General features: G+C 48.6%; 18 protein-coding genes. 12 read left to right on the plus strand and 6 right to left on the minus strand.

The annotated features are described in order from the left end of the window. Nucleotides 1–2: 2 nt before the first annotated feature. Nucleotides 3–1,268, minus strand: a complete 1,266-nt coding sequence (locus BMY09_RS05465) for a surface lipoprotein assembly modifier (RefSeq protein ID WP_175483445.1) — start codon at nt 1,266–1,268, stop codon at nt 3–5. Then, the gene (locus tag BMY09_RS05470) at nt 1,231–2,133 is read right to left on the minus strand and encodes a transferrin-binding protein-like solute binding protein (RefSeq protein ID WP_091355019.1); all 903 of its coding nucleotides are present in this window, start codon (nt 2,131–2,133) and stop codon (nt 1,231–1,233) included. Before BMY09_RS05470 ends, BMY09_RS05465 begins: the two co-directional genes overlap by 38 nt. A gap of 695 nt (nt 2,134–2,828) precedes the next feature. Between BMY09_RS05470 and BMY09_RS05475 the strand changes: the two genes are divergently transcribed. From BMY09_RS05475 to BMY09_RS05490, 4 genes are all read left to right on the plus strand, one after another. Continuing rightward, nucleotides 2,829–4,028, plus strand: coding sequence for an acetylornithine transaminase (locus tag BMY09_RS05475; RefSeq protein ID WP_091355021.1), 1,200 nt, complete (start codon nt 2,829–2,831; stop codon nt 4,026–4,028). Nucleotides 4,029–4,181: 153 nt separating this feature from the next. Then, a complete protein-coding gene (locus BMY09_RS05480; protein ID WP_091355023.1) occupies nt 4,182–5,630 on the plus strand; it encodes a RimK family protein in 1,449 nt (482 codons plus the stop codon). 23 nt (nt 5,631–5,653) lie between these two features. Beyond that, on the plus strand, nt 5,654–6,781 hold the full coding sequence (locus tag BMY09_RS05485) for a GNAT family N-acetyltransferase/peptidase C39 family protein (RefSeq protein WP_091355025.1): 1,128 nt from the start codon (nt 5,654–5,656) through the stop codon (nt 6,779–6,781). A gap of 230 nt (nt 6,782–7,011) precedes the next feature. Continuing rightward, the gene (locus tag BMY09_RS05490) at nt 7,012–7,860 is read left to right on the plus strand and encodes a protein NO VEIN domain-containing protein (protein ID WP_091355028.1); all 849 of its coding nucleotides are present in this window, start codon (nt 7,012–7,014) and stop codon (nt 7,858–7,860) included. Nucleotides 7,861–7,928: 68 nt separating this feature from the next. Here BMY09_RS05490 and BMY09_RS05495 read toward each other — a convergent pair whose 3' ends face one another. Continuing rightward, on the minus strand, nt 7,929–9,200 hold the full coding sequence (locus tag BMY09_RS05495) for an NAD(P)/FAD-dependent oxidoreductase (protein WP_091355030.1): 1,272 nt from the start codon (nt 9,198–9,200) through the stop codon (nt 7,929–7,931). Between the two features lie 321 nt (nt 9,201–9,521). On the opposite strand from BMY09_RS05495, the gene BMY09_RS05500 reads away from it, so the two are divergent. From BMY09_RS05500 to BMY09_RS05520, 5 genes are all read left to right on the plus strand, one after another. Beyond that, nucleotides 9,522–11,447: an FAD-dependent monooxygenase gene (locus BMY09_RS05500; RefSeq protein ID WP_091355032.1), complete on the plus strand. Its 1,926-nt coding sequence runs from the start codon at nt 9,522–9,524 to the stop codon at nt 11,445–11,447. Nucleotides 11,448–11,741: 294 nt separating this feature from the next. Next, complete coding sequence (locus BMY09_RS05505) at nt 11,742–12,092, plus strand: BufA1 family periplasmic bufferin-type metallophore (protein ID WP_091355034.1); 351 nt, start codon at nt 11,742–11,744, stop codon at nt 12,090–12,092. Next, on the plus strand, nt 12,079–13,008 hold the full coding sequence (gene bufB / locus BMY09_RS05510; protein WP_245756508.1) for an MNIO family bufferin maturase: 930 nt from the start codon (nt 12,079–12,081) through the stop codon (nt 13,006–13,008). The genes BMY09_RS05505 and bufB overlap by 14 nt, the downstream gene beginning before the upstream one ends. Further along, a complete protein-coding gene (locus BMY09_RS05515; protein ID WP_091355040.1) occupies nt 13,008–13,877 on the plus strand; it encodes an HvfC/BufC N-terminal domain-containing protein in 870 nt (289 codons plus the stop codon). The genes bufB and BMY09_RS05515 overlap by 1 nt, the downstream gene beginning before the upstream one ends. Nucleotides 13,878–13,886: 9 nt before the next feature. After that, complete coding sequence (locus tag BMY09_RS05520) at nt 13,887–14,432, plus strand: DoxX family protein (RefSeq protein WP_091355043.1); 546 nt, start codon at nt 13,887–13,889, stop codon at nt 14,430–14,432. 339 nt (nt 14,433–14,771) lie between these two features. Here the strand turns inward: BMY09_RS05520 and BMY09_RS05525 are convergent, their stop codons facing one another. The 3 genes from BMY09_RS05525 to BMY09_RS05535 all read right to left on the minus strand — a co-directional run bounded on the left by BMY09_RS05525 (nt 14,772) and on the right by BMY09_RS05535 (nt 18,072). Then, nucleotides 14,772–15,107 carry a 50S ribosome-binding protein YggL gene (locus BMY09_RS05525; RefSeq protein ID WP_091355046.1) on the minus strand — a complete coding sequence of 112 codons (336 nt, stop codon included), beginning with the start codon at nt 15,105–15,107 and terminating at the stop codon, nt 14,772–14,774. A 95-nt stretch (nt 15,108–15,202) separates the two neighbouring features. After that, complete coding sequence (locus tag BMY09_RS05530; protein WP_091355048.1) at nt 15,203–16,141, minus strand: HDOD domain-containing protein; 939 nt, start codon at nt 16,139–16,141, stop codon at nt 15,203–15,205. 656 nt (nt 16,142–16,797) lie between these two features. Next, the gene (locus BMY09_RS05535; RefSeq protein WP_091355050.1) at nt 16,798–18,072 is read right to left on the minus strand and encodes an OprD family outer membrane porin; all 1,275 of its coding nucleotides are present in this window, start codon (nt 18,070–18,072) and stop codon (nt 16,798–16,800) included. A 232-nt stretch (nt 18,073–18,304) separates the two neighbouring features. On the opposite strand from BMY09_RS05535, the gene BMY09_RS05540 reads away from it, so the two are divergent. The 3 genes from BMY09_RS05540 (at nt 18,305) to BMY09_RS05550 (ending at nt 21,593) form a co-directional block, all read left to right on the plus strand. Then, on the plus strand, nt 18,305–19,234 hold the full coding sequence (locus tag BMY09_RS05540; protein WP_091355053.1) for a LysR family transcriptional regulator: 930 nt from the start codon (nt 18,305–18,307) through the stop codon (nt 19,232–19,234). Nucleotides 19,235–19,598: 364 nt separating this feature from the next. Then, a complete protein-coding gene (locus BMY09_RS05545) occupies nt 19,599–20,519 on the plus strand; it encodes a dihydrodipicolinate synthase family protein (protein ID WP_091355055.1) in 921 nt (306 codons plus the stop codon). Nucleotides 20,520–20,600: 81 nt separating this feature from the next. Then, a complete protein-coding gene (locus BMY09_RS05550; RefSeq protein ID WP_091355058.1) occupies nt 20,601–21,593 on the plus strand; it encodes a TAXI family TRAP transporter solute-binding subunit in 993 nt (330 codons plus the stop codon). Nucleotides 21,594–21,628 lie beyond the last annotated feature (35 nt).

The following is a 21,628-nucleotide window of genomic DNA, read 5'->3' on the forward strand; positions in this document are numbered from 1 at the left end:
CTTTATCGGTAGGATCTTAGCTCAGCGGTGAACATCACTCTGTCATAAGTGAAGTAATCAATGGATGATTCTCCCTGTTCAAAAGAGATTCCTAACATGGGGGTGAGTCCTTTCCAGTCGATATCCCGGTTTAGCAGATTAATATGCCAGACGGTTTTTTTATCGTTTCTTGTTTGGTTGAAAAACGGATCTGTATCACCATAGTCTGCTTTTGTATACCGACCACCCACTTCTACGTTCCAGGAATCAACGGGAATTTCAACGGCAGCAGACAGCGCTGTAGAGCGATAGGAATAGGGCTTTTCTCTGGCGTGGGAGTTTGTCAGGGTTAAGCCCCCGAGAAAACGGGATTTCTCACCAATGGGGACAATCAGCTTGCCAGCTACCGTTTGTAGCGTGGTATCGAGATGATCAGCCTTTTCAAAGTCGAGACGGCCAATGGAGTATTCAATCACCTGGCTGAACTGATCAGTAATTCTGGGACTGTATTTAACACTGACATAGGGGTAACGGTAATTTCCGGATTGGGAGTTCCAGTGGTTCTCTACCCCAGCGGATAACAAGACGTTGCGCTTTTCAGCGGGGGTATAGCGTATGCCGGTATCCAGAGTGTAGCTGTCTAATGAACTCTGTTCAAAATCACGTACGGAAAGAGTGGCATAGGCCTGAGTAAGCAGGTTGTCAGAGAGTGGAATTCCACCCAGCAGTTTATAGTTTAACCCCAGTGCTTCCTGAGTTTCTGGAACGGTATAGGTGTTGTTAAGAATGGTAATCTCTTTTTTTGAGGTAAAGCTGGTTGGGTTATCATCGCTGACCAGGGCGACAGAGAAATCCACAAACCCCACTGCGTTATCAATCTCTTGCAGATACAGATAGACCTTCTGCTTTACCGGCCAGGGCAGGCCGCCAGAGTCCAGCGCTGAGTTGAATATCTCTCTTGATGCTGAAAACTCGCCCGCCAGAAATAGTGCTCTGGCCAGTTCAAGCTCTACACGGGGACTGTATTCCTGCTTCAGAATCTCACGGAAGATAATTGCGGCCAGGGGGTAATCTCCCTGTTGCAGCGCTATCCCTCCCATCACAAACAGCGACTGCAGCTTTTGTTCGGTCGCCAGCTTCTCGGTTTTGACGGGGGGAGGGCTTGCAGGTTTTTCTTCACCGGCATAGCTGTTAAGCCATACCAGTGAAGAGAGCAGTAAACCGATAGTCTGATTTATTTTGATGGGCAACTTACTGCTTGGAACCAAAGGCGCCGGTGTAGTTTTCAACACCGCTACCGGTGAGAGCAAAGGTTCCGCCAGCCTCTTCAGCAGAGGGGCCATAGAAGTAGCCGCTAGCTGAGCCTGTCAGGCCGGTACCGTTCACTGAACCGGAAAAATTATTAGACCCTGCAGCGTAGGTCAGGGTGCCGGAAAGATTGAGGTCTGAATTAACCCCTGTCGCCCCGGTATTCCCATTAACCGTGTTATTGTTAAAGGTGGTGAAGTTCAGGCTTCGGGCTGAAAAGTCTGCATTGATTGATGTATTACCAGCAACAAAGAAAGCCGTTCCCGCCGAATCAATATAAACCCCAGAAGTAATACCAACGAAGGTGGCGCTTCCTGTCGTGGGAACTGCACTACCATCGGTGCGGGACCCTACAGATATTGAGCCAATTCGACCGGCGCTGTTGATATCTCCCATACCGGTGACCCATGATCCGAGGGTCTGGTAATCCCAGCCCATATCTTCAGCAACTATTGCTACGCCATAGTTGCTCTCGTTGGCTGAAAGAACTTCCAGAGTTGGTGCTGAATAGGAAAAAGAATCTGACGATGAGTCCCAACTAACTGTGCCGTTATCTGTGGCTATTGATAACTTTGAGATATTGCCGTTGGAGTCGTAAGTCAGGGTTGCTTTAGCCGTTGAGTCTGTGCCTAAGTCAGTAATACTTGTTACAGATGTAGAGTTGGCAACATAACTGGATTCCACTGACTGCCCTTCAATATCAACTATTGTGTTTGGCGGAATAGCGCTGAAGCTGGTGAATGAGCGTTTAACAACTGCACTGCTACCGCCGCCTCCACCGCCACACCCGGTAACCAGCAGTGAGACGCTGCAGCAGAGAAGCGTTGCTTTCAGAGAATTATTCATCTGTCATTCCTTTGCAAATACCGGTTAAATTCCATCTGACCGATCTGCTTTCTTTTAGAAATCAGATATTGTCGCTGTGTCATTCAGCAGATAGTTAAGCAACTACCCGACGTTCCGGTGTCATAATATTTGTGGCTGAACTGCCCTGTCTGATTTTTTAAAATTCAAAAGCCAGTGCCGCCTGTTTCGCAAGAATCTTATGAAGTATGTCTGTTTGAATCAAGCGTTTGACACGCTTTTTTCGGTATACAGCTCAATAGATTATCGACTATTTCAATATTATTTTTGTGAAGTTGTTTTTTATTATCCTTTAGTCGTATTTTTCGATTTGTTTATAATCCGGAACGAAAAAATATATGGCTTGTTGTTCCGCGTGCTATTTCATCAAAATAGTGAATATTCTGTATTGACCGTGACGCAAATTAGTCCGATACTCGCGCCATTATGAAACCATCTCAAAACACACCAATATCAGTGACTGAATACCTGAATACATTGCGACGCCATGTATCGTATACCTGTGTCTGTTTGGGTGTGGTGGGCCGACGACGATAACCGTCTGAGCCAGCAAAATACTCAAAGAGCCGCAGGTAACCCCTGCGGTTTTTTTTGTCCAGAATTTACGCTATGCCGCGGGCGAATTGATGTGCAAGAGCGGCGAAGCCCGAATTAATTATTTTTTAAGGAATAAACAGATGGAATCTCATTCTGTCACCGACGTTGTAGCGAAGCAAAACTATCTGATCCCGATTACTAAACGGCCTGAGCTCTGTTTTATCCGTGGAGAGGGCCACTATCTGTTTGATCAGAATGACAACGCTTATCTTGACTGGATTCAGGGTTGGGCGGTTAACACCCTGGGCCACAGTCCGAAGCTGATGCAGCAGGCTCTGATCAGACAGTCATCGCAACTGATCAACCCCAGCCCGGCTTTTTATAATCAGCCGATGCTGAACCTGGCAGAGATGCTATGCGAGAACTCCCGGTTTGATCAGGTGTTCTTCACTAACAGTGGTGCGGAAGCTAATGAGGGGGCGATTAAGCTGGCGCGGAAGTGGGGTCAGAAGAACAAAAGTGGTGCGTTTAAAATCATTACCTTCCAGCAGAGCTTCCATGGCCGGACACTGGCTACGATGTCGGCTACCGGTAAAGAGGCGTTTGCGCCACTGTTTGAGCCGAAAGTGAGCGGCTTTACCAAGGTGCCCTATAATGATCTGGCGGCTACTGAAGCCGCCATTGATGATCAGACTGTTGCGGTAATGCTGGAGCTGATTCAGGGTGAAGCGGGAGTGATCCCGGCGGATGCTGAGTTTGTTGCCGGACTGGATGCGCTGTGTAAACAGCATAATCTGTTACTGGTCGTGGATGAAGTGCAAACCGGTATCGGCCGTACGGGCAGTCTGTTCGCCTATCAGCAGTATCAGGCTGAGCCGCATATTATGACGCTGGGTAAAGGCCTGGGGGGTGGTGTGCCGATTGCGGCGATGGTCATCGATAAAACGGTCAGCTGTTTTGATCCTGGTGATCAGGGAGGCACATACAACGGTAATCCGCTGATGTGTGCCGTCTCCGGCGCAGTGCTGAAAGAGGTGTTGGCTGCAGACTTTCTACCACAGGTGAACCGGGTCAGCGAGTATTTTTGTCAGCGGTTGTCTGAGCTGGCTGAAGAATTTGGTCTGGGAGCGATTCGGGGTAAAGGCCTGTTACTGGCGATCAATACCGGTCCCTTTTCCGGTCCGAAGATTGTTGAACTGGCCAGAGACGCAGGGCTATTGCTGAATGCGCCCAGAGAGGACTCCCTGCGGTTTATGCCTGCACTGACGCTGACTGAAAAAGAGGTGGATGAAGGCATTGCACTACTGGCCGGTGTATTAAGAACGCTGGTCGCCAAATAACTATTGCTGTGATGGTGCGCCTTTTGTGAAATCAAACCTGGTTCCGGGATCGTCCGGAAGCAAAAAACTGTTAAACAACCCTGTAAATGTGGGGTGCCCAAACCGTCAGTGTCTGATGTGCTCAAGCATCGCCCCAAACCTTTGGACTGACATATGTATAAAACGCTTTTCGTGGTCGATGATGATGTTTCTTTGTCGGGGCTGCCTGCTAATACCCTGACCTTTGAAACCTATCTGCGGGATTATCCTAAACTGGGTGAACCGAAAATCCGCATTATTAACCTGTGTGATACCGAGCGCTATCTCAGTAAGGGCTATTACTGCTCCCTGCTGGCGGAAGCCCGGCAACACCAGGTGCTGCCCAGTGTTAAAGTGATCAATGCCCTGCGCAGCCGCCGCAGTTCCGGTCTTTGGCTCAGCAGTTCGTTGCTGGCCGGCCTGGCTGAACAGCAGCTCGTTGCGGGCTCTCACATTATCTGTATGGGGGCGGTTGAAGATGTCCGCTTTAAAAAAATCGCGGGCAAAGCGTTTCAGCAGTTTCCGGCACCATTGCTGGAGATGTCACTGAGTGTGACTGAATCGGGCTATGATATCCGTCTGAGCCGTTGTTCTCTGTCATCTCTGACCGCTGAACAGCTCAGCTTTGCCCTTGGGGTGATGGATGATTACGCCCGTATCAGCTGGCACAAGAAGGGGGCAGGCAAAAAATACCGTTGGGATCTGGCGATTCTGGTGGACCCGCAAGAGAAGGTTCCCCCCAGTGATAAGCGGGCGATCTCCCGGTTTGTTAAAGCGGCCGAAAAGTATGGTATCCGCGCCCAAACGGTAACGGCGGATGAGTTAAATCATCTGAATCAGTTCGACGGTCTGTTTATTCGTGAAACCACCGCCATAGACCATCATACCTACCGTCTGGCGTGCGAGGCGGAAGAGAATGGTCTGGTGGTGCTGGATGACCCCAGCTCGATACTGCGCTGTTGCAATAAGGTCTATCTGCACGATGCGTTTAACTACAAGAAGGTGCCCAGCCTGAAAACTCAGGTTATTACCGATGCCAGTGAGGAGACGCTGGACAGCATTGAAATGGCGTTTGGCTATCCGGTCGTACTGAAATTGCCTGAAGGGTCGTTTTCTAAAGGCGTGTTCAAGGCTGAGTCCCGCGGCGAACTGAAGACCCTGCTGGATCAGTTGTTTCAGGAATCTGCCTTACTGCTGGCACAGGAGTATATGTTCACCCAGTATGACTGGCGCATAGGCGTGCTCAACGGCCGGGCAATCTATGCCTGCCGCTACCATATGGCGCGCAACCACTGGCAGATCTATAACCATGGATCAAAGCGCAACTTCTCTGGCGGATTTGACACCCTGGCGACATTTGAAGTGCCGCGGGTGGTGCTGGATGCGGCACTGAAAGCGGCCGCCGTGGTGGGAGATGGTCTCTACGGTATCGATATTAAAGAGGTGGATAAGTGCGCCTATGTGATAGAGGTGAACGATAACCCAAGCATTGATAGCGGTGTCGAGGATCTCTACCTGGGTGAAGAGTTGTATATGCAGATTATGCATGAGTTCCTGCGTCGCTTTGAGCTGCGTGGACGCTAGGCCATGATCAGGGATAACCATTGATGAAAACCAAACCTGATCTTCAGAGTGTGACCTTACGCCGGGCAACTCTGGATGATCTTAATACACTGGAGCAGATAGAGAACAACTGCTTTGCAGGGGATCGGCTGCATCGGCGCAGTTTGCGCAACTGGATAAAAGCCCCTCATGGTGAGTTTATTGTTGCTGTCAGTCAAAGCCGGGTGGTCGGATATGGTCTGGTCTGGTGCCATAAAGGCACCCGGCTGGCGCGGTTGTATTCATTGGCACTGTTGCCAGAGATGCGCGGTTCCGGCACCGCTGTCAGACTGATACGCGAACTTGAGTCCGCCACCGCAGCACGGGGCTATCTGTTTATGCGTCTGGAGGTCGCTAAAACCAATCAGGCGGCCGCCGCGCTATATCGTCGCTGTGGCTATCGGGTGTTTGGTGAATATCACGACTATTATGAAGATCATTCCGATGCACTGCGGATGCAGAAGACGATTCAGTATCTGAGCATCGATAAAACCCAGCGTCTGACCCCCTGGTATCAGCAAACCACCCCTTTTACCTGCGGCCCGGCAGCGCTGATGATGGCGATGGCCAGCCTGGATCAGTCACAGGTGGTGGACCAGAAAGAGGAGCTGGATATCTGGCGGCAAGCCACCACCATCTTTATGACCACCGGCCACGGTGGCTGCCATCCGCTGGGGCTGGCCCTGGCCGCCAGTCAGCGGGGCTTTGCTGTGCAGGCACTGATCAACACCGAAGGCCCCCTGTTTATTGATGGCGTGCGATCTCCACATAAAAAAGAGGTGCTGGCGGTTGTGCATCAGCAGTTTGTGGAGAAGGCCGATCGTGATGAACATATCGATGTGATCTATGCGGAGATAGATCAGCAGCGGATATCAGACTGGCTGCAGGCGGGCTATGCGGTGATTATTCTTATCAGCACCTTCCGGCTGGATGGCAAAAAAGCGCCCCACTGGGTGGCGGTTACCGGCATTGATGAGCGCTGCTTATACGTCCATGACCCTGATGCGGAGGATATCAGCCAACTGGCGATCGATAACCAGTATCTGCCGATTACCCGACAGGATTTCGATAAGATGTCTGCCTTTGGCAGTGGCCGGCTAAGAACAGCGGTGGCGATTAAGAAACAGGGTTAAACATCGGCCGGGACTTTACCGGTGATTTTCTCACAAAAGCTTCAAAAATATGACCAAAGCGCATATTAAGCAGCTGAGTAAGCTTTTGGAACAGCTATTTACTGCCTGATCATTGATCTGGCAGGCCTCTGCGATCTTTAATATTGAGGAAAGGCACTTTAACTGTTTGAAAGTTTGAATAAATAGAGGCAGAGTGTTGGTATTACTAGTTTTAGATTTCAAGGATGTAAATGGCTAATTACTGGTCAGAATCTGAAGTTGAGGCGGCCGTTCAAGACTACTTCGATATGCTTCGTCTTGAATTGCTGGGCGAGAAATACAACAAAACTGCGCACCGGCGAGCGTTAAAGGAGCGGCTCAGTGGGCGTTCCGATGGTTCGGTTGAGCTCAAACATCAAAATATTAGTGCTGTACTAATTGAATTTGGGATCCCTTTTATTGATGGCTATAAGCCTCGCTATAACTATCAACGTAAAGTTTTGCCTTACGCCGTAACTGATTATTTAGTTAAAAATCCTGAAGTGTTGGCTCTTTTTCAAGCTGATTCTGAGGTTGTTCCCAAGGTGCCAACTGTTACCGACTTCTTAGCTGCATTTGATAAGCCTCCTAAGCCTGAAGAACGAACTGCAAGTGCTATTTCAGAGCCTAAGGCTGTCTATATTCCTAACGTAGTAAACTATTTGGAGCGGGAAGCGCAAAACCAAAAGCTGGGCGATGCGGGCGAGCAGTTTGTTATCAATTTTGAACAAGCGAGATTAATTAGAGCCGGAAAAGAGTCTCTTGCGGACCGAATAGAACAGGTGTCTGTGACCGAAGGCCCTGCGGCAGGCTTTGACATCCGTTCTTTCGAGGAGGATGGCACCGATCGTTTTATCGAAGCTAAGACAACTAAGTATGGGAAAAGTACGCCATTCTATGTAACGCCCAATGAGTTACGCTTTTCTCAAGAAAACGCAAAACGTTACCACCTTTACCGGGTATTTAAATTTCGTGCAGATCCAAGGGTATTTGCGCTACAGGGTAATTTGGAAGAACTCTGTGATTTAAAGCCATCAGAATATATGGCTCGGGTGAGTTAGACACATAGCAACGGGCTAACGATTTTAGAAAGCGTGCCCGGCTTTCACCGGGCGGCCCTCTTCCCCTGTTACTTCTTCAACTTATCAATATTCAGCATCTTCATCAGGAATTTCTCGAAGATCGGTTCGCTGACGCCGCTGCGGATCTTGTGCATAAAGTATTTTTCAAAGCCGACTTTGGCCAGATGCACCCACTTGCCGGATTTCATCCAGTTAACGTTGCGTGGCGGAATCTGCGGCATGGCGACAAAGGCGATACCGCTGTCGCCCATATCAGCCAGGCAGACCGCGTTCCAGGTGGCTTCGCTTTCCGGTTCTTTGCTGTCCAGCACCGAGCGGATGTTATGGGCGGTGGCGGTGACCATGCTCTCAATCATAAAGCCGGTTTTAGGCACGCCGGTAGGCACGGGGGTTGGTTTTTTTGGTGCAATGGCGACGGCGACACCAATACCCCAGATATTGGGGTAGGTGGGGTTACGCTGATGTTTATCGATAATAATAAAGCCGCGTGGATTCACCAGCCCTTCGATATCCCGCACGGCGTCGATGCCGGTAAAGGCGGGTAGCATCATGGTATAGCCGAAGGGCAGTTCGTGACGCTTTTTCTCTTCGCCCTGCTCATCACACTCGATAACGTGCATCAGGCCATCTTCTATGCGGTCAACTTTGGCGTTACAGATCCAGTCGATATGGTGCTTACGCAGTTCACTTTCCAGCATGGTTTTGCTGTCGCCAACGCCATCAAGGCCGAGGTGGCCGATATAGGGTTCTGAGGTAACAAAGGTCATGGGGATCTGATCACGGATTTTGCGCTTGCGCAGATCAGAATCCATGATGAAGGCGGTTTCATAGGCAGGGCCGAAACAGCTGGCGCCCTGCACCGCGCCGACAACAATCGGAGCGGGGTTTTCCGCCAGCGCGTTCCATTGATCACAGGCCGTTTCTGCATGATCGATATGGCAGACAGAGTTTGTGAAGCCTTCCGGGCCGAAGCCTTCGATCTCATCGAATGCCAGTTTCGGACCGGTGGCGATAATCAGGTGGTCGTAGCGCAGTCGGGTGCCGTCAGACAGTTCCAGTTCGTTGCTTTCGGGGTGAACCCGTTTAGCTGCATTGACAACCAGTTCAACTCCTTTTTTTGCCATTGGCGCGGCCAGAGGAACGGTAATATCTGCACGCTTGCGCCAATCAACAGCAACCCAGGGGTTGGAGGGGACGAAGTGATAGTAATCCTTATCACTAACGATAGTAACCGTATCGTCTGGCCCGGCCAGATCCTTCATTTCATAGGCCATCGGAACGCCGCCAAGTCCGGCACCGAGGATGATGATATGCGCCATACATTTCCTCCAGAGATCACTCTCTATTTTAGTATTATATTTATTAGATTTATCTAATATAAGATCAAAATATAGCCAGAGTCAATGTTATATTTGTAAACATTGGTCGTAGGGTATATAGCAGGCGTGATGCGGAGCGGACGGTGATGAAAATTCGGGCTAAGGGTGTCACTGCTGAAAGCTAGTTGACGCGAAATCATTGGGTTAGCATTTATATATGCATAATCTTTATATCTGGCTATAAATATCAATTATTATCTATATATGTGATCGTTTACAGTGGTTGCCTCTATACAACAAGAAGATCGGAAGGTGTAAGCGATGCAGTATTATGTGGATGGTTTTCGTGGGGGTGATCCCGATATAAAAAATGCGACAGCAAAGCGTCGCGACCGTAGTGAGTTTGCTCCGCTGCCGGAAAAAGTAGATGTATTGATCGCCGGTTGTGGGCCCACAGGTCTCTGCCTGGCGGCACAGCTGTCTCAGTTCCCTGAAATTGACACCATGATCGTTGATCCTACACCGGGTCCGATTGAAAAGGGTAAAGCTGACGGTATCAATACCCGGACCATGGAGATGTTCCAGGCGTTTGGTTTCGCAGATAAGATCAAGCGAGAAAGTTACTGGGTCAATCAGACCAACTTCTGGATGCCTGATCCGGAAAAACCAGCCAATATCAAACGTATCGGCAGAGTGCAGGATGTTGCCGATGATTCCTCTGAGATGCCCCATATCCTGATCAACCAGGCGCGCATCCATGAGCTGTTCCTCGAGGTGATGAAAAACTCACAGACACGACTGGAACCCGACTATAGCTGGTCAATTGTCGATCTTGAGGTCGATACGACTACTGACGAATACCCTGTCACCGTTACCCTTGAAAACAGTGGCATTAATGCGGGCGAAAGAAAAACTGTGCGCGCTAACTATGTCGTTGGTTGTGACGGCGCCCGTTCTAACGTACGCAAAGCGATTGGCGGTGAACTGCATGGGGATGCGGCACATCAGGCCTGGGGTGTTATGGATATTCTGGCGAATACCGATTTCCCGGATGTACGTCAGAAATGTCTGATCACCTCTGCCCATGAAGGCAACGTACTGATCCTGCCACGGGAAGGTGGCTATCTTTTCCGGATGTATGTTGAGCTGGATAAGCTGAATCCTGATGAGCGGGTAGCTAACCGTAACTTTAAAGTCGATGACCTGATTGCCGGTGCGAATCGCATCATGCAGCCCTATTCGATCGATGTTAAAGAGGTTGCCTGGTGGTCTATCTATGAGATTGGTCACCGGATGACCGACCGGTTTGACGATGTGCCAGAAGGTGAAACCGCCAGCCGTAACCCCCGTGTGTTCACCGCGGGTGATGCCTGCCATACTCACAGCCCTAAAGCGGGTCAGGGGATGAACGTGTCCATGCAGGACACCTTTAACCTGGGCTGGAAGCTGGCGCATGTGCTCCAGGGACGGGCTAATCCCGCTCTGTTGCACAGTTACTCTGCGGAACGCTGGGCCGAGGCTAAACGTCTGGTGGATACCGACCATGAGTGGGCGCGCATTATGTCCGCGCCTGCCGGGGAGTCGGTACTGGATAATGGTGACGAGCCTCGCTTTATGCGTCAGTTTAAAGCTAATCTGGAATTTACCGGTGGACTGGCGGTTAAATATGGTGAGTCTGCTCTGGTTGGCCCGGCAACACATCAGGCGCTGGCGAAGGGCGAAGAGATTGGTCGCCGGTTCCACTCTGCTCCTGTTGTGCGCCTGGCGGATGCGAAGCAGATGCAGCTGGGTCATGTGGCTGAGGCAGATACCCGCTGGCGCATCTATGCGTTTGCAGGCAAGAATGACAGCTCGGCACCGGGATCAGCGGTCCACAAACTGGCTGACTGGCTTCAGAATGATCTGAACTCTCCTGTGGTGAAGTTCACGGGTAAAGAGGAGGATATCGATGGTCTGATCGATCTTCGCGCTGTCTTCCAGCAAACCTTTGATCAGTTGGCGTATGAAGATATGCCCGCGCTGCTTTGCCCAACCAAAGGTAAACTTGGTCTTCAGGACCATGAGAAGGTGTTTTGTGTTGATCACAAAGGGCTGGGGGATATCTATGATATGCGGGGTATCAACCGTGAACAGGGCTGTATGATTGTGGTTCGCCCTGATCAGTATATTGCCCAGGTTCTGCCGCTGGATAGTTATAAGGCACTGGCTGACTTTTTTGCAGCAATCTACCAGCCAATAGCCCGATAATATAAAGCTGAAATAGCAGAGTGTTAAACAGGCATCGGTGCGATCCGATGCCTGTTTTTTTTATGGGTTATTAATACCCGCCTCATCATCTCCTACGCATTGCTGATCGTTTTTATACGGTCATCAACGCTCTGAAACACACCCTGAATATTGATTGTTTTCATTTTTCTTTCTTTTTGTTTCGTTTCAGCTTTATTTCAGTTTGAGTCTTTACAGTAGCTAACATCAAGTGACGAAAACTTGTTGCAGCCGTCTCTCAACATAAAAATATCGACTTAATCTGGAGCAATAAAAATGAACAAAGCAAACTTAGCGACAGCACTACTTCTTGGCGCGTCAACTGCGCTTCTGAGCACGGGCTCCGTGGCCGGTCCTAGTAGTCAATTGAAGGTTTCTGAAACGGCCTCTGCCGAAGTTCAGGCTAAAGTTAACAGTTGGTTAGCGGGTGAAGAAATTAGCGGCCGTAAAGATAAGTGCTTTGGTATTGCACTCGCCGGTGAGAATAACTGTGCAGCAGGTGCCGGTACCAGCTGCGAAGGTACCTCGACTACAGATTTTCAGACGAATGCCTGGGCCTATGCGCCTAAAGGTACCTGTGAATCAATCGTGACACCAAATGGAATGGGTTCTCTTGAAGGTTCATGAATGCAACCCGCCCCGGCAGTCTTTGATTGCCGGAGCGCATTTAGGGGCCGGCCTGGGGTTAAAGGCTGAACACCTGGATGATATTTTGGCGTTACCTGTGGAAGAAGCCATTTGCACGGGAAATAGTCTGTGGTTTGAAGTGCATACAGAGAATTACTTTGTTGCAGGCGGGCCCCGGCTAAACTATCTCCGCTCAATCCGTGAGAACTATGATCTGAGCTTCCATGGCGTCGGGGGGTCACTAGGCTATGATCATCAGTCTATGCCTGAGCATATTCAACAGGTCAAAGCGTTAATCAATGAGTTTCAGCCAACGCTGATATCCGAACATGCGGTCTGGTCTCGCTCTGGCGGTGCATATTTTGCTGACCTTATGCCCCTGCCCAGAACCCGGGACGCACTCCAGTCGTTAGTGGAAGGGATTGACCGTTATCAGTCAGGCATAGGCCGGCGTATTTTAATTGAGAATCCGACTAACTATCTGGATTTCATCAGCGAGATGGATGAGCCTCAGTTTTTAGTTGAAGCTGCGCAGCGCAGTGGCTGTGGTTTATTAATTGATATCAACAACTTGTATCTCAGTAGTAAAAACACCGGTATCGATGCAACGGAGTATCTGTCGCAGATTCCTGCTGAGCTGGTTGGTGAGATTCATATGGCCGGGTATGACCCTGACCCGGAATTAGGCCAGGCACTATTAATCGACAGTCATGCAGCAGATATTGATGGCCCGGTCTGGGCTTTGTTGGAGCATGCGTTGTCTCTGTTTGGACATCGGCCGGTATTAATCGAACGGGATGCCAATATACCGCCGTTTGCTGAGTTGATGAGGGAGCGCCAAACGGCACAGGGCTATTTAGATCAATGCAGCGGTCATACAGCGGTGGCTAATGGCTTTCAAAAGGAGGCACGCTGATGGCGCTGAGTCCTTACATTGATGCATTTGCAGATTACCTGCGTACCGGTGATGCCCGTGGTATGAACGATTTTTGCGTTAATGCTGAGCATATGAAGCGATTGTCTGTGTATCGCAATGGTTTTTATAAAGGTTGTGTTGATGCGCTAGCCGCAAACTTTCCTGTGTGTGAAAAGCTTATTGGGCGCGAAACGTTTAAGCGTATCGCCTGTGTTTATGTCGACCATTTTCCGCCTGGACAAGGGACGCTGGTCGGCTATGGGCAGCGCTTCCCTGGCTTTCTCAGTGACTTTATTGCGGCGATAGAAGCACCGCCTGAGACGGTAACGCTATCCCCGGCTCTGGTCGACTTAGCGCGTTTGGATTACGCATGGCTAACGAGCCTGATGAGTGCGGACGCGACGCAGACACTGACAGCAGAAAAGATCTCATGGCTGGTGGAAGGGGGACACGATTTTACTCAAGCCGTGGTGACATTAAACACCAGTGTTGTGCTTCTGAGAGTCAATCCCGGTACTTTGAATCAATGGATTGGACTAAAAACTGACTCAGGTATCGCGGAGCCTGTAGAGAACAGTGCTGTTGAGGAAGAACTCCATAGCATCAGCGAGTTAACGCGGGCGGATAGTGCTGTAGCTGTTGATACTGTGATGTTTTGGCGTGTACAGGGGGCCGTGCAGGCGCGCTCGCTTTCCGCGCCTGAAATAGCGCTTATGGCAACGTTACAGGGAGAGGGAGGCATACTTGAAAGGGCTTTTGATGCCGCGTTAGCTGTAGACCCCGATTTTGATGTCAGTGATGTTTTCTCTGCCTGCCTGCAAAATGAAATATTAGAAATTGATATGGCCAAATACAATGATAAGCACTAGGGAATACATATGGGTATGGTAGGCAAACTCCGTGAACGTTACGTACAACTGGGCGTGCAGTTGTCTCGATTATTAGAACCCCTGGCACTGTTCTTTCTCCGTTTTATGGTGGCCAAAGTCTTCCTGGATTCCGGGCTGAGTAAGTGGGACGGTTTTTTAAAGTTTAATGTCGAGAAGTATGACCTGTTCAAGTATGAATTCTTCTGCCCCGATCCGGTAAGACCCGGAGCATTACAGCTATGTAACCCTGAAACACTTGAATATGTTGAAGGCTCATTTGTCGTGAAAATGATTGAGTTACTGGCCGTGTTTGCGGGTATAGCGGAAGTTGTGTTGCCAGTCTTACTCATTATTGGTTTGTTGTCTCGTTTTGCCGCGTTAGGTCTGATAGGCATGACAATGTTTATTCAACTGGCGGTATTCCCAACATGGGATCACTGGATTAATCCAGCATCCTGGTGGGCCGTTTCCCTGCTGGTTATTGTTGCCCGTGGCCCGGGAATTCTGTCAATTGATCGATTGCTTGGTTTAGATGCGAAACCTGCTTCGCTGTAAACCTCCCCCACCGATATTCAACATCAGAGATAAATAGGGGCAGCATAAAACTCGCCAAAGCTTGAGAGGCAAAGAGCGTGTTATCAACAGGTGCCTTTCTTTCGACAAAACAACGAAAAAGGTTGCCCCGAGGCTGGGTAGGTGCGGGGAGATTGTGTGACGGATTGACTGCGCCATTGCCCGTCTCAGGTTATCAGTTGCGATCACCGATTCCAGCCTACGCCAGGAAATCAGTGATTTCATGCGTCCCAGAAAGACACTATTCTAGCTTATCGGTATGCTGTTTTAGATTCTGCTGCACGGGAGGTGGATAGAAGGAGGCTTATCTGAGTTAAAACGCTAAGCCTGATTAATATCCACAAGCTCGCCCAGGTCGTAACTTTTAATACCAGGGTATGTGCCACACCACTCGGACAGTTCCTGTTTCTGGCTCTCAGAGGGAGACTCGTAGCGCTTCTGAGATAGTACATGTCCCTGAATTCCGTCAGCATCGGAGTAACCAAAGTAGGTTAGTCCCAGCTTTTCAAGTTGATCAACAAAACTATCAATGAACGCATCCAGATCCGTCTCTGCGCTGGTGGATAGCGTCACATTTATCTCAAAGAGATTAACTGCAAACTCACCCAGGTACAGTTTTTTGCGTAGACGGCGGTTGTGCTTCTGTCGTGCTTCCATGAGGGATAATCCTTATATTAATAAATAGGGTAAAAGTGAGGATAATGTAATCAGAAAGGCACCCAGATGGGAGGGCATTTCCCTTAGAATTTTGTTCAAATAGCTAATGTCGACAGAAGGCGATTAAACTTATTGCGAAAGCCTGTATCTGACAGCAACTTGATAACCAGTTTCTGGTCAGACGTATCCAGGTGGTTTTTCAGGAAGAATATCCCGGGTTCATCTTCTGCTTCGAGATTGAATTCGGACAAGTCACGCAGGCCGCGATACGCTACACGGTCACCGATACGTGCGGCAAGATAAAGTAGCACGGTATCTTTCAGTTCATCCTCTTGCAAAACCCGAGGCAACTGCGCGGGTGTCTTGACCAGCGGCAGCATGGAATTGGCAATGGCCCGTTCAATATCTTCCGGTAATCCCCAGCTCCGGGCTAATGTTGAGCCAACGATAGCGGCGTTCAATCCGCTACCCTGTTGCTGCGCTTTAATTCTGTCAAGCACTGTCATGCCTTCAGCATACCAGGTGTGTGCGCTTTCCTCACCGAGGATAAACCCCAGGTCACCGAGGTTGAAAAACAGGGCTTTGGTTGCCAACACCGAGGGGCGGGGATGACCCGCATTTTGTCCCAATAAATTGGCAAACGCGCTTGCAACAGCGGTAGATAACCAGGCCCGCTGCAATGCGGTTCTCTGTGCTTCAGAGCAGCCTTTGGTTTGATCCGCTGTCGCGGCCTGGGATACCAGACCCTTAACAAAACTGACCCCCAGATAATTAACCGCGTGCTGAACGCTTGAAATAGGTGAGGTCAATGAAAATGCTGCGGAGTTCACTGTACGCAGCACCTCTGCTGTCAGTCCGGGATCGGCGGCAAGGGTGGCAACCAGCTCCTGTGGTGTATCCAGGCCACCGGCTAACTTTGCTTGTACGGGATTTGGATCTGGCAGTTTTTCACACAGTTGTTGTGCCCGGGCCGCTTGTTGCTCATCGATATATGATGCGACAAACAGATTGAATTCGGTCAGCGACCTGTACATCTCCTGCGATAATTCCGATGTGGCCTCATCGGCAGGCTCATCCAAAAGCTGCCCGAAAGGCCTGGAGGGTTTGCTTGCTGATTCGCTGGACCGACTCGTTGGTTTAGGCCGCTTGTCAGCGTTTTTCTTTTTTCTACCAAATAGTCCAAATAGCACGACAGTCGACTCCAGCAGTTGAGGTATATCCTTTCATCAAACGCGGCTTAAGCGTTTGCGCATAGTATTGTTATCAGAGCAGATCATTTGGGCGGGCTTTTGAATCAACAGACTGGCTGGTTTCTATACAGTTTGGGGACTTATCCCCACTTACCACTCTTTGCAGCCCCGCACATTACAGCATCCGCCTGACTCTGTAAGTCTCTGCCATCTGCAATAATATGTAAATCTTTTTGACCAGGCACAGTTACCATAGTGACAGATATAGTGAGATGGTTGCTCATCTATTTAAACAGCATCGCAGGGGGGGGGGAGGGGCTGAAACATGCAGGCGCATTCGCGATGTCAGTTTGTAATAGTTGAGGAATGATCTGACGACTTTCTCTACACAATAAAAAAGAGAGGGCATGCCCTCTCAAAAGTCTGGTTTTATCCAGTTAAAAACTATCGGCTTGTATAGCGACCAGACTGATTACCATCGAAGGGGTAATAGCAAACTATCAGAAGGCGTAGTTCAGTGTAGCCCTCAGGTAGGTCTGATCATCATCACCGGCCTGGTCATAATCCATCTGGGATAGTTGAATACGTGATGACAGGCCTTCGAACGTCTGAAATTTATATTTCAGATCCAGCGCCAGCTCAGAGCCGCCATCAAAGTTTTTACCACTATTAGCCATACCAGTAGCACTTTGATCCCACATTGCATAGGTAATTCCTGAGCTGAATCCAGGAATACCAAAGCCTGAACTGACACTCAGGGATGTTGTTTTCAAGCCAGCAAAAATCTCACTTGTGACGGTTGAGTGATACGCTCTGAACATAGGTACATGGCCCAGTGTCCCGGGGAAGTTGCGAGCATCATCGACATCGGTATAGGCCAGTTTAACCGTGTAATCACCCAGTTTGGTTTGCGCTTTTACACCCCAGTAACCGGTATCAGATAACGTATCATAATCCGCCGTTAGCACTTTGGCGCCGAGAACCCATGACGTTTGAGGAATCTTATAGGTCAGGCCAAGAAAACCTGCCTGGTAGCCATCGGCCGTTACCGCCGCCGTTGGAGGGTCTCCCGCTTTTGAGTTATTATCGTTGATCAGCCACTGCCCTTCGACATTAAGGCCAGCGAGGCTGTTATTATTAAGATAGAGTGAGTAAAGCGGATTCTCATAGTGTATATCGTTCTGCGTCGGTGAGGCACTGGCAGCATCACCATAGCGCATAATCCAGCTATCGATGTACATCAGTTTCAGCGTAGTATCGGGCAGATCTTTGTTGGTAATAACGACCGCATCAAAGGTGTCTTTCATCGGAAATACACCACTATTCATGATCAGAGGACTCACAATTTTTTGTCGTCCCAGGCGGATGCTGGTATTCGACGTCTCTTGATTGAAAGCATAATCAATATACGCCTGTTCAAGACTGGTAGACGTAATACTAACCCTGTGCTCATCCTCTCCTCCTTTGATAGAGAGGCCTGTAGACTCATCCTGCAACTTCCAGTCCTGGCCATGCTGGAAAGCGATACCAAATTTCAGTCCGCTATAGGGGGCTGTTTCATATTTAATTGAGATGGCAGTGCCGCCCGAGTTGTTGTTATTGGTAACTCCGGCTTCACCGATAGCATCTGTGTATGAGCTTTGTACGACAACGTTTCTGATTTCCGCAGAAAAAGTACCATTCTTCAGTGAATCCCTGAGGGTATCAGCAGAGACACTTGCGCTGCAGATACTGGCGATGGCTAATACGAGTAAGGTTTTATCAGCTTGTTTCATCGAAAACTCCAAGTTATTTTTTTGTTGTATTTATTGCTCTAACCTGAGTGCTTGAACATCACTCAAAAGATATTAACTATTTGAATTTTATGGTTTATTATCATGTTGTAATTATTTGTTAGTAATTAATTACAATACGTTTGCTCACTATAGTATTATCCTTAACATACAAGAATGGCTGATTTAGAATTTCAGATATGCATTAAATGAATAGCTTGATAAGGGTATCGTGATGAATTACACCAGCTGGAAAGTTTTTATCGATGCCGCTGAGTTAGGTAGCTTCAGCAAGGTAGCGTTATTCTGGAATATTAGTCAGCCACAGGTTTCCAGACATATCCAGGATTTAGAAAAGCAGTGCGGTGGGCGATTATTTCAACGAAATGGGCGGGGGGTTGAGTTAACTGATTTAGGTAAAAGACTGGCTCCCAAAGTTCGTGGCTGGATTCTCTCAACAGAACAGCTTGAGAATGATATACGGGAAACATCTGGCCAGCCCATCGGAAAAGTGAGTATCGGCATTCTGCCATCGACATCACACCCCTGGATCAGCAATTTGTTTTTCATTCTCAAACAAAAGTATCCATTGATTCAGCTAATGGTGAGAGAGGGGCAGGGGGCGCAACTGGAAACCTGGCTTGAACAGGGTAAAGTTGATTTAGCGATTCTCTATCGGCAAAGCCCATCTCCGAAAAATGGAGATATCTATCTGCTAAATACATCCACCTATTTAGTCGGTCATAAAGATGATCCTTTAACATGCAAAAACGAGTTAACATTTGCTGCTATCGATGGCATACCGCTGACCACGTTCTGCAGACCCAGTACCTGGAGGGATCGCCTGGATGAGCTTGCACTTGAATATAAGATCAATCTCAATGTCATTTTAGAAGCCGATTCTCTGGGGCTTCAGGCTGAAGCGGTTGAAAAAGGTAACTGTTATGCGCTCCTGGGGCCATACGCAAGCTATGCTGCTGAGAACAGTCATAATGTCAAAGCGGTTAAGATTATTGAGCCGGAAATTAGCCGGTATATAGCGCTGGCGATGTCTCCCCACGGTTCGCTGACACTGGCATGTAAAACCGTCATGGAGCTGGTAAAAGATCTGACATCGTTAACATCAAATCTTGGTGATAAGTATAATGTCGAAATACTTAATTAGAGAGTGTGGTAGTGGTCAGGTCTTTCTTTTTCTTTCCTATCCTATGCTGTCTGCATTTTGTAACTCCTTCTCCACCTGATATTCAGCCTCTCCCCGGTCTGTTTAAACACATTAAGAGATGACGTAACCAAAGTTGGCTAAGTGATTTGTCAGATGACGGATTGTACTCTTTGATATACGTAATATGCATATCTGAAATTCAATAATAGGTATTCATGTATAGGTTGAGCAGTATTAGACTGAATCTACGTTATGTAAGTAATCAGGCATTCCAAAAGGCAACTGATACAGAGCCTGCTCCATTACTTCACACAACTAACTGCTCTAACAATAAAAGATATTTCAGACACAATTAGGTAATAACATGACAAATATTGATCTTAGAGGTTTGAATCCAGCCCCGGTTACTCCTTTCACTGCTACTGGAGAGGTGGACTATGCTGCTTGTAAAAAACTGGGTGCGTGGCTTGCAGGTATCGATGGCGTTAAAAGTCTGACGGTACTTGGACATGCGGGTGAAGGTACTTTCCTGTCTCAAAGTGAACAGATGAAGGTCATCGAAAGCTTTGCAGAAGCGGTCAATGGTTCAATCCCTATTATTGCCGGTATTACTCTGGAAGGTACTGAAGTTGCAGCAGAAGAAGCAAAGCGTGCGGTTGAAGCAGGAGCAACAGCCGGTCTTCTTTACCCGTCACACGGCTGGTTGCGGTTTGGCTATCAAAAAGGAGCGCCTCAGGATAAGTACCGTAACGTCTATGAGGAAAGTGGTCTGCCGCTGATTCTGTTCCAATACCCTGATGTCACTAAGTGTACTTATGATCTGGAAACCCAGCTGGAAATTGCTGCTCAGCCTGGCGTTTTTGCCATGAAGAATGGCGTTCGTAACATGCGTCGCTGGGATACTGAAATCCCTGTTATTCGCCAGGAAAACCCAGAGTTGCAGATTCTGAGTTGCCATGATGAATACCTACTTCACACGATGTTTGATGTTGATGGTCTGCTGGTGGGTTACGGTAACGTTGCACCTGAATTGCTGGTTGAACTTATTAAAGCCGGCAAAGCCAAAGATTATCCTGCGGCCCGTGCCATTCACGATAAACTGCTGCCTGTTACAAAGAGCGTTTACCATCGCGGCTCACACATGGAAGGCACTGTTGCCCTGAAACATGCGCTGGTGGCCAGAGGTATTCTGGATAACGCCAATGTTCGCTCTCCATTACTCCCGTTAGCAGAAGGTGCTGAAGTTGAAATTGCGGACGCTTTGCGTTCAGCCGGAATCATTTAATGATAGAGTGACAAAATAAGTATTTAATACCAGCCTGGCTGAGATGTTCTCCTCTGCCAGGCTCATAAATCGGTGTATAACATGAAAATAATAAATACGTTTATCCGAACCTCGACCGTGCTGCTACTCAGTACTGTTATCTCCATGAACGCAAGTGCAGACTCTGTTCGAATTGGTGCAATGAAGGTTGGCTCAGGATGGTATGTTGGGGCCGCCGCCATCAAAAAAATGATGGAAAAAACCGATAGCGGTATCGATATCGATATTCTTGCCAGAGGGGGCGGTGTCGCTAACCCGATGGTGGTCGAACAGGGCAAAGCCCAGATTGCGATCTCGAATGTTGCAACCTCTCAATGGGCAATGAATGGCGAACTGTTATACAACGGTAAAAAAGCCACTCATATCCGCTCACTGGTGGGTGGGCTAAACCCCGTCTATATTGGCGCAATCGTCAGAAATCAGTTTATGGAGGATAACCATTTCTCCACGCTGAAAGATATTCTTGAGTCCGGCAAACCTGTCAATATATTGATGAAACCGCCAGGCTCTAACATCCCTCCTGCAGTCGATATTATTCTTAAAGCTCACGGCACCAGCCGGGAGAAAATCGAGCAGAATGGTGGTCGCATCATTCAGGTAGCTCCCGCGCAGATGGCATCAATGATCAGGGATCGTCGGGCGGATATCTACTTTGATACTATTTTAAGAGGTCACCCAACTATTCAGGAAATTACGCTCACCGGGGGCGTTCGTTTTATTGATATTTCTGAAGAAGGGCTCGCTGCTTTAGCTAAAGTCGGCATTCAAAAAGGCTCTATTCCTAAATGGTTTGATATTCAGACTGAGCCAGTAGTCGGCGGAAATTATGGTACTCATCTTATCGCTAACAGTGATCTGCCTGATGAGACCGCTTACCAGATTACTAAACTGGTTATCGAAAATATGGATACACTTGCTGAAGACTTTCCTGCCTGGAAGTTCTTCAAGCCAGAAGACGCAGCTAAACCTGAAAATAATGGCATTCCACTTCATCCCGGTGCCATTCGTTACTATAAAGAGATTGGGCTTCTGTAGCCTGGTCGATAATCCGGCCTGCAATTAAGGGCCGG

This window comes from Amphritea atlantica, assembly GCF_900111095.1.
GTDB classification, from domain to species: domain Bacteria; phylum Pseudomonadota; class Gammaproteobacteria; order Pseudomonadales; family Balneatricaceae; genus Amphritea; species Amphritea atlantica.

Excerpts from the sequence above, each read along its gene's own strand:
- BMY09_RS05515 (WP_091355040.1), top strand. The coding sequence starts at position 13,008 with ATGGCGCTGAGTCCTTACATTGATGCATTTGCAGATTACCTGCGTACC.
- BMY09_RS05480 (WP_091355023.1), top strand. The coding sequence starts at position 4,182 with ATGTATAAAACGCTTTTCGTGGTCGATGATGATGTTTCTTTGTCGGGG.
- BMY09_RS05475 (WP_091355021.1), top strand. The coding sequence starts at position 2,829 with ATGGAATCTCATTCTGTCACCGACGTTGTAGCGAAGCAAAACTATCTG.
- BMY09_RS05530 (WP_091355048.1), bottom strand. The coding sequence starts at position 16,141 with ATGTACAGGTCGCTGACCGAATTCAATCTGTTTGTCGCATCATATATC.
- BMY09_RS05525 (WP_091355046.1), bottom strand. The coding sequence starts at position 15,107 with ATGGAAGCACGACAGAAGCACAACCGCCGTCTACGCAAAAAACTGTAC.
- BMY09_RS05495 (WP_091355030.1), bottom strand. The coding sequence starts at position 9,200 with ATGGCGCATATCATCATCCTCGGTGCCGGACTTGGCGGCGTTCCGATG.
- BMY09_RS05535 (WP_091355050.1), bottom strand. The coding sequence starts at position 18,072 with ATGAAACAAGCTGATAAAACCTTACTCGTATTAGCCATCGCCAGTATC.
- BMY09_RS05505 (WP_091355034.1), top strand. The coding sequence starts at position 11,742 with ATGAACAAAGCAAACTTAGCGACAGCACTACTTCTTGGCGCGTCAACT.
- BMY09_RS05500 (WP_091355032.1), top strand. The coding sequence starts at position 9,522 with ATGCAGTATTATGTGGATGGTTTTCGTGGGGGTGATCCCGATATAAAA.
- BMY09_RS05520 (WP_091355043.1), top strand. The coding sequence starts at position 13,887 with ATGGGTATGGTAGGCAAACTCCGTGAACGTTACGTACAACTGGGCGTG.
- BMY09_RS05470 (WP_091355019.1), bottom strand. The coding sequence starts at position 2,133 with ATGAATAATTCTCTGAAAGCAACGCTTCTCTGCTGCAGCGTCTCACTG.
- BMY09_RS05490 (WP_091355028.1), top strand. The coding sequence starts at position 7,012 with ATGGCTAATTACTGGTCAGAATCTGAAGTTGAGGCGGCCGTTCAAGAC.
- BMY09_RS05545 (WP_091355055.1), top strand. The coding sequence starts at position 19,599 with ATGACAAATATTGATCTTAGAGGTTTGAATCCAGCCCCGGTTACTCCT.
- BMY09_RS05540 (WP_091355053.1), top strand. The coding sequence starts at position 18,305 with ATGAATTACACCAGCTGGAAAGTTTTTATCGATGCCGCTGAGTTAGGT.
- BMY09_RS05485 (WP_091355025.1), top strand. The coding sequence starts at position 5,654 with ATGAAAACCAAACCTGATCTTCAGAGTGTGACCTTACGCCGGGCAACT.
- BMY09_RS05550 (WP_091355058.1), top strand. The coding sequence starts at position 20,601 with ATGAAAATAATAAATACGTTTATCCGAACCTCGACCGTGCTGCTACTC.